General features: G+C 42.9%; 17 protein-coding genes. 10 read left to right on the top strand and 7 right to left on the bottom strand.

What is annotated here, in order from left to right:
- The first annotated feature begins 317 nt into the window (after nucleotides 1-317).
- From EYO12_03085 to EYO12_03110, 6 genes are all read left to right on the top strand, one after another.
- Complete coding sequence (locus EYO12_03085; protein ID HIA92073.1) at nucleotides 318-1,550, top strand: type II secretion system F family protein; 1,233 nt, start codon at nucleotides 318-320, stop codon at nucleotides 1,548-1,550.
- 101 nt (nucleotides 1,551-1,651) lie between these two features.
- Nucleotides 1,652-2,080 (top strand): type II secretion system protein, encoded by a 429-nt coding sequence (locus tag EYO12_03090; protein HIA92074.1) that lies wholly within the window; start codon nucleotides 1,652-1,654, stop codon nucleotides 2,078-2,080.
- A gap of 118 nt (nucleotides 2,081-2,198) precedes the next feature.
- Nucleotides 2,199-3,320 carry a type IV pilus assembly protein PilM gene (gene pilM / locus EYO12_03095; GenBank protein HIA92075.1) on the top strand — a complete coding sequence of 374 codons (1,122 nt, stop codon included), beginning with the start codon at nucleotides 2,199-2,201 and terminating at the stop codon, nucleotides 3,318-3,320.
- On the top strand, nucleotides 3,317-3,910 hold the full coding sequence (locus EYO12_03100) for a hypothetical protein (protein ID HIA92076.1): 594 nt from the start codon (nucleotides 3,317-3,319) through the stop codon (nucleotides 3,908-3,910). The genes pilM and EYO12_03100 overlap by 4 nt, the downstream gene beginning before the upstream one ends.
- Nucleotides 3,907-4,548 (top strand): hypothetical protein, encoded by a 642-nt coding sequence (locus EYO12_03105; protein HIA92077.1) that lies wholly within the window; start codon nucleotides 3,907-3,909, stop codon nucleotides 4,546-4,548. The genes EYO12_03100 and EYO12_03105 overlap by 4 nt, the downstream gene beginning before the upstream one ends.
- Complete coding sequence (locus tag EYO12_03110) at nucleotides 4,548-4,844, top strand: hypothetical protein (protein ID HIA92078.1); 297 nt, start codon at nucleotides 4,548-4,550, stop codon at nucleotides 4,842-4,844. Before EYO12_03105 ends, EYO12_03110 begins: the two co-directional genes overlap by 1 nt.
- On the opposite strand, the gene EYO12_03115 is transcribed toward EYO12_03110, so the two are convergent.
- The gene (locus EYO12_03115; GenBank protein HIA92079.1) at nucleotides 4,841-5,386 is read right to left on the bottom strand and encodes a hypothetical protein; all 546 of its coding nucleotides are present in this window, start codon (nucleotides 5,384-5,386) and stop codon (nucleotides 4,841-4,843) included. The genes EYO12_03110 and EYO12_03115 overlap by 4 nt on opposite strands.
- A 1-nt stretch (nucleotide 5,387) precedes the next feature.
- Between EYO12_03115 and EYO12_03120 the strand changes: the two genes are divergently transcribed.
- From EYO12_03120 to EYO12_03130, 3 genes are read left to right on the top strand one after another with little or no spacing between them, the layout of a single operon-like run.
- Nucleotides 5,388-5,840 (top strand): prepilin-type N-terminal cleavage/methylation domain-containing protein, encoded by a 453-nt coding sequence (locus EYO12_03120; GenBank protein HIA92080.1) that lies wholly within the window; start codon nucleotides 5,388-5,390, stop codon nucleotides 5,838-5,840.
- Complete coding sequence (locus EYO12_03125; GenBank protein ID HIA92081.1) at nucleotides 5,779-6,516, top strand: prepilin-type N-terminal cleavage/methylation domain-containing protein; 738 nt, start codon at nucleotides 5,779-5,781, stop codon at nucleotides 6,514-6,516. The genes EYO12_03120 and EYO12_03125 overlap by 62 nt, the downstream gene beginning before the upstream one ends.
- Complete coding sequence (locus EYO12_03130; protein HIA92082.1) at nucleotides 6,516-7,904, top strand: hypothetical protein; 1,389 nt, start codon at nucleotides 6,516-6,518, stop codon at nucleotides 7,902-7,904. Before EYO12_03125 ends, EYO12_03130 begins: the two co-directional genes overlap by 1 nt.
- Here EYO12_03130 and ruvB read toward each other — a convergent pair.
- Complete coding sequence (ruvB, locus tag EYO12_03135) at nucleotides 7,901-8,971, bottom strand: Holliday junction branch migration DNA helicase RuvB (protein ID HIA92083.1); 1,071 nt, start codon at nucleotides 8,969-8,971, stop codon at nucleotides 7,901-7,903. The genes EYO12_03130 and ruvB overlap by 4 nt on opposite strands.
- Nucleotides 8,968-9,537 carry a Holliday junction branch migration protein RuvA gene (gene ruvA, locus EYO12_03140; GenBank protein HIA92084.1) on the bottom strand — a complete coding sequence of 190 codons (570 nt, stop codon included), beginning with the start codon at nucleotides 9,535-9,537 and terminating at the stop codon, nucleotides 8,968-8,970. Before ruvA ends, ruvB begins: the two co-directional genes overlap by 4 nt.
- A 59-nt stretch (nucleotides 9,538-9,596) precedes the next feature.
- Here ruvA and EYO12_03145 point away from each other — a divergent pair, with 59 nt between their 5' ends.
- Nucleotides 9,597-10,145, top strand: a complete 549-nt coding sequence (locus EYO12_03145; GenBank protein ID HIA92085.1) for a hypothetical protein — start codon at nucleotides 9,597-9,599, stop codon at nucleotides 10,143-10,145.
- 79 nt (nucleotides 10,146-10,224) lie between these two features.
- On the opposite strand, the gene ruvC is transcribed toward EYO12_03145, so the two are convergent.
- Genes ruvC through EYO12_03165 form a run of 4 tightly spaced genes read right to left on the bottom strand, consistent with a single transcriptional unit; the run spans nucleotide 10,225 to nucleotide 13,364 of the window.
- Complete coding sequence (gene ruvC, locus EYO12_03150) at nucleotides 10,225-10,692, bottom strand: crossover junction endodeoxyribonuclease RuvC (protein ID HIA92086.1); 468 nt, start codon at nucleotides 10,690-10,692, stop codon at nucleotides 10,225-10,227.
- Nucleotides 10,692-11,153: an NUDIX domain-containing protein gene (locus EYO12_03155; GenBank protein HIA92087.1), complete on the bottom strand. Its 462-nt coding sequence runs from the start codon at nucleotides 11,151-11,153 to the stop codon at nucleotides 10,692-10,694. Before EYO12_03155 ends, ruvC begins: the two co-directional genes overlap by 1 nt.
- On the bottom strand, nucleotides 11,153-11,875 hold the full coding sequence (locus tag EYO12_03160; GenBank protein ID HIA92088.1) for a YebC/PmpR family DNA-binding transcriptional regulator: 723 nt from the start codon (nucleotides 11,873-11,875) through the stop codon (nucleotides 11,153-11,155). The genes EYO12_03155 and EYO12_03160 overlap by 1 nt, the downstream gene beginning before the upstream one ends.
- 43 nt (nucleotides 11,876-11,918) lie before the next feature.
- Nucleotides 11,919-13,364, bottom strand: coding sequence for a ComEC family competence protein (locus tag EYO12_03165; protein ID HIA92089.1), 1,446 nt, complete (start codon nucleotides 13,362-13,364; stop codon nucleotides 11,919-11,921).
- Nucleotides 13,365-13,397 lie beyond the last annotated feature (33 nt).

Here is a 13,397-nt window from a genome sequence, read left to right on the forward strand (position 1 = left end):
AGAAAAAGAGTCCAAGCCGAACGACACAAAAGATGACGATGAGGCTGAAAAAATTCAAACTTCTGAAAGCAAGCTAACGCTGTGGCGAGTTAAAGAAGGTGCTGAAGGCACTGGCTATAAAGGTCGAGTAGGAATTTATGAAGTTCTATCAATTTCCCAAAAAGTTCAACAGTTGATTTCTGCTCGAGCAACCGCCGACGAAATTCAAGACCAGGCTATTAAAGAAGGCATGATGACCATGCAGCAAGACGGATTTGTTAAAGCTATGCAAGGTCGAACCACTGTCGAAGAAATCCTAAGAGTGACACGAGAATAATATGGCTAAGTTTGAATACACCGCAAAATCAGCCGAAGGCCAAGTTAGTAAGGGTGTTATTGAGGCCAGCGACCGAGCGGCCGCCCAAAAGGTATTAGTAGACCGTAAGCTTGAAATGCTGCTTTTAAAAGAAGCTGAGAAACAATCTGCGCTTAACAAGTTTTTAAACTTCAATCTGTCTGACCCAAAAGTAAAACTTCAAGATAAAGTCGTCTTTACCCGGCAACTTGCTACCATGATAAACGCTGGAGTGCCACTTGCACGTTCTCTGTCTACGCTGTCGGCTCAAACTGACTCCAAAGCCCTAAAAATCTACCTGCCAAATATCGTCAAAGACGTCGAAGGCGGGTCAACCTTTGCCGACGCGTTGGCTAAATATCCTAAAGTGTTTAATGACATCTACGTAAACATGGTCCGTGCTGGTGAAGCTGGTGGTATTTTAGATTCTATTTTGGAGCGATTGGCAGAACAGCAAGAAAAAGACGCTGAGATCAAAGGTAAGCTCAAGAGTGCTATGACCTACCCAGGGGTGATATTAAGCATTACTATAATTGCATTTTTATTCCTAATGACTACTGTTGTACCTAAAATCGGCAATATTATTCAAGACTTAGCTGGTGAGGACTACACCCCGCCTGTCTATACAAAAGTTATGTTAGGCATTAGTGACTTTTTAGTTAATTACGGCATAAAATCTTTACCGTTTATAGCCATTGGAACAGTCTTACTTATACGCTTTATCCGTAGCCCCAAAGGCAAGCCACTGTTTCATAAATTTTTACTAAAAATCCCACTGATAAATAAGATTCTTATTAAAGTTGCCTTGGCCCGGTTTGCGCGTATATTTAGTTCGCTAAATGCGGCTGGCGTGAATATTCTTGAATCGCTCCATACTACTGGTGCGGCGGTTGGAAACTTAGCCATTAAAGAGAAGATCGACGCTGCTGCCGAGGCAGTAAAAAGCGGTAAACCACTCAGCGAACCGCTTAGTAAAGACCCAATGTTTCCACCAATTCTGGCGCAAATGATAGCTGTTGGCGAAGAATCTGGAGATATCGATACTATTTTGCAGAAATTAGCCAGCTTTTACGAACAAGAGGTGGACCAAGTTGCTGACGCCCTTACGTCCATATTGGAGCCGCTAATGATCGTTGTTTTAGGTGGAATCATTGGCATGATCGCCTTATCGGTCTTTGGCCCAATTAGCTCAATTACTCAATCAATTGGTGGTTAGGTAGTTGACCCCTTAACCGCTTATGCTTATAATTCCGTATAGATACGGCAAATAACGTATTCTTTATCAACAAATAAATAAATGAGGAGGGTGGACTCTCAATGAAAGTCTCATCACTACGAAAACAACAAGGTTTCACAATTATCGAACTTTTGATCGTAATTGTTGTAATCGGTATCCTAGCTGGTCTAGTGCTTAACGCTTTTGGAAATATCCAAGAACGAGCACGTGACACAGAACGACAAAATGACATTAACGCGTTGCACACAGCTCTTGAGTTGTACTACGCAGACAACGGGTACTACCCAGCTGCATTGTCTGACTTAAATGTTAACGCTGAAAGCTTAGAAGGTCCAAACGCAGAAACCTACAACTTTGCAACAACTGCTAGCTGTACAACACTTGCAGGTAACTGTGCAGAGTACACGCTTAACGCGACTATGGAAACCGACCAAGACGACGACGGTGACGTTGACGCAAGCGACGTGTTTGCTCGCGACAGTCTAAACGGAAACCCAGGCTCTCTATAACATAGAGTTGTCTGAGTCAGTAAAAAACCTCCTCTAAACCAGGAGGTTTTTTTAATTTAACTTATGCTTATGATACTGATATAATTCATGTATAACTTGCGTGGGCAAAAAATAAAAAATGAATACACCGTTATTTTATAAAAATAAACCAATCTTTGGCATGGATATTGGGCATAGTACGCTCAAAGTCGTTCAATTAACTAAAAATTCAGATTCATCTTTGCTGGTTCAAGGTTATGGATTTAATAATTTTTCTGGTTCGGCGATCGAGAATGGCATTATTACCGACCCAAGCGAAGTTGCTCAGGCAGCGTACAGCTTACTTACAGAGAAAGTCGTGGGTGGCATTACCACGAACCGTGTGGTCTCAGCTATACCGGTGTCAAAAACCTTTACGCGAGTACTTACTTTGCCGGCTGCTAGCGAAGACCAACTTGATGAAGCTGTAAAACTTGAAGTTGAACAATACGTCCCAGTACCAATTGACGACTTATATATCGACTACAAAATTACCTACCGAGACACGTCCAAAAAAGACGAAGAGCTTGAAATACTTATGGTAGCCGCACCAAAATTAATTGTAGACAGCTATATGGACTTATATGAAATGTTGGGATTGGAAGTCGCAGCCATCGAAACCAGCCTTATATCTTCGGTCCGTGGAGTAAAAAATTCGTTCAATAAAAAACCCGATCCAAAAAAAGGTAAATCAAAGTCTAAAAAAACCAAAACTCAAGCAACTTTACTAATCGACTTTGGAGCAAAATCCAGTGACTTGAGCATATTCGACAATACCATCCGAGTTACAGGCACTATACAAAAAGGCGGTGACGATATAACAAAAGCTATTGCCGACACCCTGAAACTTACCGAACGACAGGCTCATACTCTAAAAAGTCGACATGGCTTAAGTGATAGCAAGCATCAAAAGAAAATAAATGACGCCGCTAAGCCAGTATTGGCAGAGCTTGGCCGTGAAATTCGTAAGATGAAGCGTTATTACGAAGGACGCGCAACTGACGAAGGAGAGATTTCCCAATTAATTATTCTTGGTGGTGGCGCCAATCTACCAGGTTTGCCAGAATTTCTAAATAAAGAAACAGGGATAGAAACTAGCGTTTGTAACACCTGGAACAATGCTGATTTTGGCCGACTCCAAGAGCCGCATCGGCTCGAAACAACTATGTACACCACAGCCTTTGGGTTGGCGTTGGCCCAAATTAAGGGAGAATTGCGATGATAAATTTGCTCCCTCCAGATTACAAAGAACAAATAAAATATAGTCGCTATAACATTACTATGGTCGGATATGTAGTATTGGTGTTCTTAGTAGGTTTGGCTATGTCGGCAATATTATTTGGCTCTAGCCTTATCGCACAAAAACAACTAAATGACCTCGATGCCCAAATTACTGATCAACAGCAGCTTATAAACAACTTCGACGCTGTCCTGCAAGAAGCCAAAGAACTCGATGCTAAAATCGAAAAAGCCGGTGAAGTCATTGCTAACGAGAGTAATTTTATTGGCTTCTTAGAAGAACTGGAGGGTGTTATCCCTGACTTTGCTCGTATTGCTTCGATTAGCTTAAGCCATGCGTCTCAAACAACCGGACCGGATGCACCTGAAGAAGATTTATTGCAGTTGACTATGGCTGTGTCTAGCCGAGACCAAGTAGCTACCTTGCAAAAGACACTCGAAACTATGCAGCGCGTTGAGTCGATTGACGTTCAAGCCGTGCGACAAGACGAAAATGACACATCACAGTTCACAGTTGATATGTTATTAAAGCTAACGTCTCGTCCAGGTGAAAGACTGGAGGTAGCTGAATGAGACCTAAGGCACTTTTCGTAATCCTTTGTTTCGCACTGGTCGCTAGCACGCTTGCTGCCGGTAGCATTTATTACTTTGTTCAAAATGATCTCGAGTCTAACCTTGAGCTAATCCGAGAAAAAACCGCCGAGCTCGACACAATTGATGAAAAAGCTCGACTTCTAAATGACACAAAAATTGAACTGCAAACCCTTAAAGATCAGAATATAGATCAAAAAATTTCAACCATACTTCCTGATGTAAAGAATCAACCTCAGGCAATTCAAAATTTATATTCTATATTCGATCAAAACAAAATTGAGCTTACAGGAATTACGTTTGAAAGCACCGAAGATGAGCCAAACAATACCTCCCAGTCGACTGCGACCGATGTTACCGGTGTTCTCTCGCTGCCAGTTGAACTAACCTTCAATCCAGAAATGTCATATTCAAAAGCTAAAAATCTTATAAAAGATCTCCAGCAGTCGAGCCGACATTTGAGCATTTCGGAAATGCAGCTTACGCCAAATTTGGATTCTGGTAATGTACTGGTATCGATTAGTGTCGACATCCACTTCGAAGCCGAAGTAGCAGGAGCAACATCAGAATTGTCGCGCGAAGAAGTCCTTAAGCAGATTGAAGAAGGCAACCAACAATAATGAAAAAATATCTCGAAAAACTTTTACCACTCCTCCAAGCTTTATTGAAACTGAAGGTCATTATCCTTAGCTTAATTGTGTTTATTATACTTAGCTTAACGATTACGCAGGCCCAAAAAGTTGGTGATAGCATGCTTGACCGTGAATTAATCGACAAGAAGAGACTTGAAATTCAAGCCAATAAAGTAGAGTTCGATCAGGAAACGATTGATATCATCTACCAGCGCGTTAAAGAAGCTAATTTAGAAGCTCAGCCTGTAGACGATTCAACAAGCAACCCATTCTTTTACAACTAAATAACGTCGATGCCGTATTTTTTAATGAATTTTTCGTGCGCCTCGTTAATTTGTTTGGCTGCTACAACTGGGTCTTTAGCCAGGCGAAAAGCAAAATTTGCGGTTTCTCCAGCTGTTTCAACTTGAATCGTTCCAAAGTTAAATACTGACGCAAAAAAGCCCCGCTTAATTGCGGTTACATCTTGAACTTTTTCTAAACTTAATTGCGATACTGCTGAGCTAAACAAGCTGGTTTGCAATATTTGCACCAAGTTTTCTGACGTGACTATTAATTCGTTTGTCCGATATATTCTTGCGGCAATGTAGGTGCCAATTGCTACTAACACTGACACAGCAAAGACAACCATTAAAAACATAGCCCCTTTAAAAAAATCCGGGAAATCAGCACCAAGACCACTGCTGCGTGCAAGCAATGCAATTCCAATTAAAAGAGCTATGATAAATACCCCTGATCCATAAATTGGTATAAGACCAACTGGGTGACGCCGAACTTCAAAGTCAACTGTTTCGCTTGGGTCAATATTTAATATTGTGGATCTCATAATGGTAGTGCTTACTAGTAGTTTTAGTTATACTCTAATTAGTATACACATTATTATGCTTAAAGATGACAACGGCTTCACCCTAACTGAACTTATAGTTGCAATCGTGGTTGCGGTTATTTTGCTGACTGTTGCTAGTAATGCAATTATCAATCTAAATCGACTTAGCGCCCGATCAAGAGCCTTAGCGATTGCAAATGCTGCTGCCGAAAACAAGACCGAGGAAATTCGGAGTATTGGCTATTTGAATCTGGATAGCGCTGGGGACGGCACTTTCAGTATAGACACCAGTGACCTCCCTGATGAGTTAATAAATCCAGTGGCAAGCTACACGGTGTCCACACCTGAGACCGGCCTGAAACAAGTCGAGATTAACCTTGCATATGATGTAAATGGCGACACAGAAAACCTCAACTACACCACGTACATATCGGAGCTTGGCGTTGGACAATAACGACAGCACTCACCAAGCTGGCTTTACTATTTCAGAGCTACTGGTAGCTCTGGTGGTGACGAGTGTAGTGATCGTAGCGATATTTCAGCTTTTTACGAGTTATTTTGGCGCAACCTTAAACAATGGTGCTCAGGTTAATCTAACTAATGAATCGCAAACTATTCTTAGAAAAATCGTTGAAGAAATACGGACAGGTTCAGCCATCCGTCAACAAAATTTAGTCCCTGACAGTAATGCACCAGGAGGCAATTGGCAAACATCTGAATCAGATGTAGTAATCATAATTGCTACCCCGACAATGAATGCCGATGGTGATTTTATAATCGACCCAAACACCGGCTCACCATACCAAACAGAGTATGTGTATTTTGTAGAAGACACCACGCTTTTCAGAAGAACGTTAGTGCCAGGCGGTGCATCCAGCAGCTCTCCTGCCGAAGAAACAAGCTGCCCTGAAGCTGTTAGTTCACCAAGTTGTCCGCCCGATCAAGTCATTACGTCCCATTATGCAGCAATGAATTTCGACTTCTTTGACCAGAACAACGACGAGACGCCATCTCCGAGCTTAGCTCGTTCGTTAGTAATCAATATTACTCTACAAAGAAGCGGATTTGGTGAACCACGAACGGCCGAAAACCAAATACGAATGACATTAAGAAACAACGAGGATTTTTGATGCCACACACCCTACATAACACGACCGAAAAAGGCTTTATTCTTCCGAGTATTGTCGTTCTTATTACGTTCTTAATTGTGGTGGCTGCATCGTTTTTGCAGCTTGCTTCAAGTAGTTATTCTACTGCTATTGCTGATAAAACCATCGTCCTCGCCCAATTAGCAGCAGACGGAGGCATTGACTATTCAATGAACAAAATCAGCCAAGACCCAACCTGGCTTGGAACCGATGGTTTGGATGCAGATACCGATCCTGACGAAATAGAGCTCCACAATGACGGAACGTTTAGAACCACCTTCACTTCGCAAGTGTACAACCCTGCAGTTGATGAAAAATACTTTGAAATTACCGGCCGTTCCTACCGGCTAAGCGACAATAGCTTGCAAGCTACTCGCAGTTTTAGGGTTGACCTAAGCCCCGTTGTCTTCGGTGATGCCTCTATCATTACTGGCAATGGTGGCTTGGTTATGGACAACAGCTCAAAAGTAGTTGCTGGAAGTGTATTTATTAACGGCACCTTAACCATGAACAATAGTTCGCAAATTGGGCTTAGCGTTAATCCTGTCAGTGTAGAAGTAGCTCATTTCTCATGCCCAAACCCACCCGATGCAACATACCCACAACAATGTGCAGATGGTGAAAACGGTGAACCCATTACTATGAATAACTCAGCCCATATATACGGTGATGTCCGGGCCACAAACCAAACAGACGGATCTGGCATGAGTGATGGCGGCCTGGTTCCAAACCAGACAGTCGCAGACAGAGAGTTACCGCCCCACGAGCGAGATACCCAAATAGCGGCTATTACTACCGAGCGCTCTGGCAACGATGCCTCGTGCACCAGTAACAACGGAGTGGAAATCTGGGAAGCTAATACAAAAATCAATGGCAATGTTACTGTTTCAAAAAAATGCACAGTAATTATCGAGGGCGATATTTGGATAACAGGCGATTTCACGATGCGTAATCAAGGGAAAATTATTGTTGACGATCTAGTATCAACTACTCCCTACATCATGATCGATGGTGACGACATAGATTTTATGAATAGCACAGAAATTATAGCCAACAACTTCGATGTAGGAGCTAATATCATTGGCTACTACAGTACTGCTCCTTGTTCACCAGACTGTAGTAACGTCACTGGCCCAGATTTTGAATCCTCTAAAGACCTCGAAACTATTACGATCAATAATTCTCTGAGCGCGCCAAATACCTTGTTTTATGCTCGATGGACAAAACTTACTGTTTTTAACAGTGGGTCAATTGGCGCACTAGTTGGACAGACAATTCATCTTAGAAACTCAGCTGCTGTCACTTTTGGTACAGACATAAGTGGTACTGGTACTCAAATATGGGTAATCCGGACCTATAAGCGTATTTAAAGTAAAGAATTTTGCCCGTCATCAGATTGATCTGATTGCTGTTGTCCGCTTAAGCTATCTATAATTGGTCGGTTTAGGTGCTTATATGCCTTGTGAGTGACTTGTCTTCCTCGGGGTGTTCGCTGCAGCATACCGATTTGCATTAAAAATGGCTCATAAAAGTCTTCAATTGTTGAACGCTCGTCGGCGGTCAGCGCAGCAATCGTGTCGAGTCCAACAGGCTTCATGCCGTAGTTATCAATAATTGCTTCCAACACACGCCGATCGGCTGGGTCTAAGCCAAGCTCATCAACTTCAAGCAGGTTTAAACCATCGACGGCAACCTGATGGGTTATAATTCCCTGCCCTTCAACCTGAGCATAGTCGCGCGTTCGTTTAAGCAGCCTATTCGCGATTCTCGGCGTTAGGCGAGCTCGTTGAGCTAAAATTACTGCTGCTTCTCTAGCCAGCTCCACCTCTAAAATTCCGGCCGCTCGTTGAATGATTTGTACCATTTCCGCAATTTCGTAAAATTCTAAGCGGTGCACTATGCCAAACCTATCACGGAGCGGTGCGCTAAGCGCTCCGGCACGGGTCGTTGCTCCAATTACCGTAAACTTAGGCAGATCTAATCGCAAACTTCGAGCTGACGGCCCCTTACCGAGCATAATGTCCAATTTAAAATCTTCCATTGCCGAATATAAAACTTCTTCCACGGTACGATTTAGCCGATGTATTTCATCTATAAACAGGATGTCGTTTTCCTGTAGATTCGTCAGCATACTAGCCAAATCACCAGCTCGTTCAATGGCCGGACCGCTGGTTGCTTTTAGCTGAACACCCATTTCGTTAGCTATCACCCAAGCCATGGTCGTCTTGCCTAGACCCGGTGGGCCAAACAACAAAACATGGTCAACGGCATCACCACGTTGCTTAGCAGCTTTTATAGCCAGTTGAAGGTTTTTCTTTAGTCGTTCTTGGCCAATATAGCTCGCAAAATCTTGCGGCCGCAGACTGTTTTCTACAGCGACTTCTTCGTTGTCTTCTGGTTCGTCGCTGGTGGCATTAACTATTCTGTCGATACTCATGCTAGCTCCTTCAAAGCCGCTCGTATTCGGGCCTCGGTACCTTCAGCGTCAACATTAGCTAGGGCTTGCAAGGCCTGCTGAGAACTATAGCCAAGTGCGATCAACGCTTGCAGCGCTTCGTCGTTTCCTTGCGAGTTCCCCATTGTAGCTTTTTCGTACAAGACATCTTGGCCTAATTTATCGCGCAACTCTACAACAACACGCTCGGCGGTTTTTTTGCCAACTCCGCTGGCGCCAGAAATGTAGGCATTATTACCGCTCGCAATAGCTTGCTTGATTGAGGCAACAGGACCTAAGTCAAGGATAGCTAACCCTGCTTTTGGGCCAATTCCGTTAATACTAATTAAATCTTCGAACAAATTAAGGGCATCGGTGCTGCTAAACCCATATAAATCATGCGCTTTTTCTTGTATATGCTCGTAAATAAACACCTCAAGTGATTGGGCAAGTTTAATGTGATCAAGGTCTTCTCGGCTGACATGCACGCCGTAACCAACCCCATTAACATTAATGGTAACTTTTGATTTTCCAACAAAAACAACAGAGCCTGAAAGATACGAAATCATGCCCAAAGTATAACAAATATACACTTTTTAACGATCGTAAAAATTTGTATACTCTAATCATGTCAACGCGAGCAGCAGACCAAGCCAGTGCTCAAATCCTAAAAACATGCCTTCAGCTATTAAAAGATGCTGGTGGCTTAAGCCGAGACACGTTAAAAAACACCCTCACAAAACTCGATTTTGACCTATCTAACCGTCTCGTTAATTTACGCGTAAATTCTGTAATTTTGCGGGCTCGATCATCGCAGTTTATCGAAGAAGAAAATGGTCAATTAACGGTAACCTCTGCCGGTGTACTGCAGCTACAAAAACTAATACGGATCACTGACTTTAAGTTTCTTAAAAGCCAGCCATGGGACAATAAATGGAGGCTACTAAGTTACGATGTTCCAGAAACCGAACGTCAACTTCGCAATGAACTACGTGCCCTTATTAAGCAAGCGGACTTTACTTTATTGCAGCGAAGTCTATGGATTACGCCGTACGCCTGCGAAAAACTCTTAGAAGATTTACTAGACAACTACCCAGATTACGTACAGCTATTTATCGTCAGCTCCATTAAGGGCGACATGAATTTTAGCGCAAATTTCAAAAACTACATCGACTAACTATACAAAAATTAACGATCGTAAAATTTTGTATAGTCCGAGCGCTGCACCGGTATTGATAATTCAGCGACTGGTTAATTTAGATTGTAAATCCGTGAGTTAGGGCTACGGCTAGGCCATCGGCTGCGTCGTCGGGTCGAGGAATGTCTTTTAGTTTCAACAGAGTTTTTACCATTTCTTGAACTTGAATTTTTTCCGCCTTACCATAACCGGTCATAGCCTGTTTAATCTGCAGCGGTGTGTACTCTGCTATCTGTAAATTCGCTTTGGCAGCGGCAAGTAAAACAACTCCACGGGCTTCGCTTACTGTCATTGCTGTCGTTATATTTGTGTTAAAAAATAGCTTTTCGATCGCCAGGGTGCTTGGTGTATGCTCTTGAATTAATTCCGTTACACAATCAAAAATAATTTGCAGTCGCTCGCCTTGGGGCTGATGGGCTTTGGTTCGAATCACTCCTGCATCAAGCATTTTTGGCTTAGCTTTAATAACTTCGATCACGCCAAAACCAGTTATACCGGTGCCTGGATCTATGCCGAGGATTTTCATTAAATTACGTATTTTCGCCAGTCAACACTACTAGCAATTCTTATGTTGTTCAAATCTTTTAGATTCACCCATTCCGGAAATTTAGCATATTCCTTTTCGTCCTCATCAAAACCATCAACTGAAAGTTCACCACCGACGTAATTGCATTTGCAATAAATCATTAACGAATGAAATGGAGGGCTGCCTGGTTTATGAGGTTTATAGAAACTAGTTTCAAAACCAACAAAACTCTGAAACGTGGCCTCTATACCGGTTTCTTCTTTTACTTCTCGCTCTACAGCTTGAATGTGGGTTTCGCCAAGCTCAATCCCGCCGCCTGGCAAGTCGTAACCTTCAAATTGAGGCGAAAGCAAAATCTTTCCCTCATGAATTACAATGCCATAAATTGACGGCCTAAACTCTAGGTCTGTTGAATCTACTTTATGCTGTTTGCCGTTGACGTCCTTAGCGATTACTTTCATTAGGCTATGTCAAAATTAGTATAAGTCTCGACAACATCATCAAGCTCATCAAGTGCGTCCATAAGCTTCATCACTTTTTGTTGTTTTTCTTCGTCGTCAATTAGCATTGTTGCTTTTGGTTCGTAGCTGGCAGTGGCATCGGTCACGGTAAAGCCTTCGGATTTTAGAGTGTCTCGCACTTTGCCAAGATCTTGGAGCTCGGTGTACACAATCCATGAGTCGTCAGAGTCAGCAATGTCGCTTGCGCCTGCTTCAATTGCCGTTAATTGGTCGCTGTCGTCATCGCCAGTCTTTTTGATTGTTATTACACCTTTTCTGTCGAATAAATAGCTAACGGCGCCACTTTCGGCCAAATTACCGCCGTTTTTGGTAAAGGCAGTTTTTACAAATGTAAGTGTACGGTTAGTGTTATCGGTTGCGCATTCGATCAACACAGCCACACCTGCGGGGCCGTAGCCTTCATACATTACTTCTTCTACTTGGGCTCCGCCAAGTTCGCCGGCACCACGTTTAATAGCCCGCTCAATATTAGCGTTTGGCATATTTGATTGTTTGGCTTTTTCAATTGCAAGCGCCAGTGTCGGGTTCATGTCGGGGTCTTTGCCGCCAGACTTAACAGCAATTGCTATGCCGTTACCGAGCTTAGTAAATATAGCGCCGCGCTTAGCGTCGTTAGCGCCTTTGTCTCGTTTGATTTTTGCCCATTTAGAATGTCCAGCCATGCAAATTAGTATAAAGGTGAAAGGTCAAAGGTGAAAGGCTTACCTACTCAATCACTTCGCTGGCGTTTAGTTGGCTACCAGATTTTTTATAAAGAATTAAAATGACACCCAGGATTGATGCATAAACACCAATCATGCCAACTGTCGATAAATTAATGGTTACCAGCGCATAAGGAATTTGCGCTAACAATGTCACCAGCGAAGTTATGAGTTCTAAAATAAATCGAGCTGGCCAAGCAAACCAACCAGCGAGTGGGGTTATGAGCCAACCGCTAAGACCGGCAATAAATGTCAAAAGCATGGCCAACGGAATTAACGGCAAAATAATCGCATTGGCCAAAATTGCAATTAACGAAAATTCTCCAAAAATAGCGCCAATTAGCGGCATAGTTAATAACTGGGCGCATGATGTTTCAAGCACTATTTGCATAATTGTGTTTGGTTTTTTGTCGCCGTACAGGCGTTTTGTAACCAGTGGCGCCAATATAAGCACGCCAATAAATGCCAGAAACGACAGCCACCAACCAAGATCACTCCATAAAAATTGCGGATTTAACCCAGCTGTGATTGCGCCGGACAATAACAGCAGCATAGTCGGGCTGACTTTTCGCCCCCAATACCACGCCAGCAAGGCCAGACTGGTCACCACCCCAGCACGAGCAATTGACGGACTTATACCTGTTATGGCGATAAAACTAATAATTAACGCAAAAGAGCCACTGACAGCCCAGTACTTAGAAAATTTTGCCAAGCTACGCCGCATCAAACGCACTAAAATAGTAAGGTTGTAACCACTAACCGCAACAATATGAGTTAGCCCCGTAACACTAAGTGCACTCAATAAATCATCTGGCAGCAAGGTTCTGCCACCAACTAAAAAACCGAGGCCTAAACTGCTCTCGGGTTCTGGTAATGAGCTGTACGTGCCGGCAAAAAAGTTCTTACGAACTGAGTTTATTGGGCTGTCTGTTCTGGCTAGAACATCTACTTGTGCAAACGAAATATCAGCATTATCGCTTCCATAGCCCGATTTAATCGTGCCGCGCACCTGCACCCTGTCGCCGCGCTGTAGACTCGTTATACCAAAACCAGAAACTTCTACCCTACCCGGCAACTTATTTTCTTCGAACACAACCTGCCCTATGTGAAATTCTCTTTGAAAAAATCTATTGTAGACAGGATCATCTTCGACCACTCCCTCTATAATCACCGATTGTCCCACTAGTTTTTCGTATACGTTAGTGGCACTAATTTCCTGTTGTCCGCGAATAAAACCAAGGCTCAATCCCAGTAACAGCGCTGCTACTATTGCTGGCAATTTCTTTGTAAAAACTAAAGGCCCGCTCACTATTCCAAGTAATAGGATCGTTGCCGAAATAGTCGGCCAGTGCGCCGCCCACCACAGTCCAAGCAAAAATGTTAATAAAAATATCTGAATTTTTGTAGTTCGCCGAAAGCGAACTTGACCCAGGCGTAACAGATAAGGCATAGTAATGGCAGGTTAGCAAAATAAAAAACACAA

The organism is Candidatus Saccharibacteria bacterium, from assembly GCA_012965045.1.
GTDB lineage: Bacteria > Patescibacteriota > Saccharimonadia > Saccharimonadales > DTSZ01 > DTSZ01.

What these genes read in the sequence shown, in the direction of transcription:
- EYO12_03110 (HIA92078.1), top strand. Translation starts at nt 4,548, where the DNA reads ATGAAAAAATATCTCGAAAAACTTTTACCACTCCTCCAAGCTTTATTG.
- EYO12_03125 (HIA92081.1), top strand. Translation starts at nt 5,779, where the DNA reads ATGGCGACACAGAAAACCTCAACTACACCACGTACATATCGGAGCTTG.
- EYO12_03085 (HIA92073.1), top strand. Translation starts at nt 318, where the DNA reads ATGGCTAAGTTTGAATACACCGCAAAATCAGCCGAAGGCCAAGTTAGT.
- EYO12_03105 (HIA92077.1), top strand. Translation starts at nt 3,907, where the DNA reads ATGAGACCTAAGGCACTTTTCGTAATCCTTTGTTTCGCACTGGTCGCT.
- ruvA (HIA92084.1), bottom strand. Translation starts at nt 9,537, where the DNA reads ATGATTTCGTATCTTTCAGGCTCTGTTGTTTTTGTTGGAAAATCAAAA.
- EYO12_03160 (HIA92088.1), bottom strand. Translation starts at nt 11,875, where the DNA reads ATGGCTGGACATTCTAAATGGGCAAAAATCAAACGAGACAAAGGCGCT.
- ruvC (HIA92086.1), bottom strand. Translation starts at nt 10,692, where the DNA reads ATGAAAATCCTCGGCATAGATCCAGGCACCGGTATAACTGGTTTTGGC.
- EYO12_03155 (HIA92087.1), bottom strand. Translation starts at nt 11,153, where the DNA reads ATGAAAGTAATCGCTAAGGACGTCAACGGCAAACAGCATAAAGTAGAT.
- EYO12_03100 (HIA92076.1), top strand. Translation starts at nt 3,317, where the DNA reads ATGATAAATTTGCTCCCTCCAGATTACAAAGAACAAATAAAATATAGT.
- pilM (HIA92075.1), top strand. Translation starts at nt 2,199, where the DNA reads ATGAATACACCGTTATTTTATAAAAATAAACCAATCTTTGGCATGGAT.
- EYO12_03090 (HIA92074.1), top strand. Translation starts at nt 1,652, where the DNA reads ATGAAAGTCTCATCACTACGAAAACAACAAGGTTTCACAATTATCGAA.
- EYO12_03145 (HIA92085.1), top strand. Translation starts at nt 9,597, where the DNA reads ATGTCAACGCGAGCAGCAGACCAAGCCAGTGCTCAAATCCTAAAAACA.
- EYO12_03130 (HIA92082.1), top strand. Translation starts at nt 6,516, where the DNA reads ATGCCACACACCCTACATAACACGACCGAAAAAGGCTTTATTCTTCCG.
- EYO12_03165 (HIA92089.1), bottom strand. Translation starts at nt 13,364, where the DNA reads ATGCCTTATCTGTTACGCCTGGGTCAAGTTCGCTTTCGGCGAACTACA.
- EYO12_03115 (HIA92079.1), bottom strand. Translation starts at nt 5,386, where the DNA reads ATGAGATCCACAATATTAAATATTGACCCAAGCGAAACAGTTGACTTT.
- EYO12_03120 (HIA92080.1), top strand. Translation starts at nt 5,388, where the DNA reads ATGGTAGTGCTTACTAGTAGTTTTAGTTATACTCTAATTAGTATACAC.
- ruvB (HIA92083.1), bottom strand. Translation starts at nt 8,971, where the DNA reads ATGAGTATCGACAGAATAGTTAATGCCACCAGCGACGAACCAGAAGAC.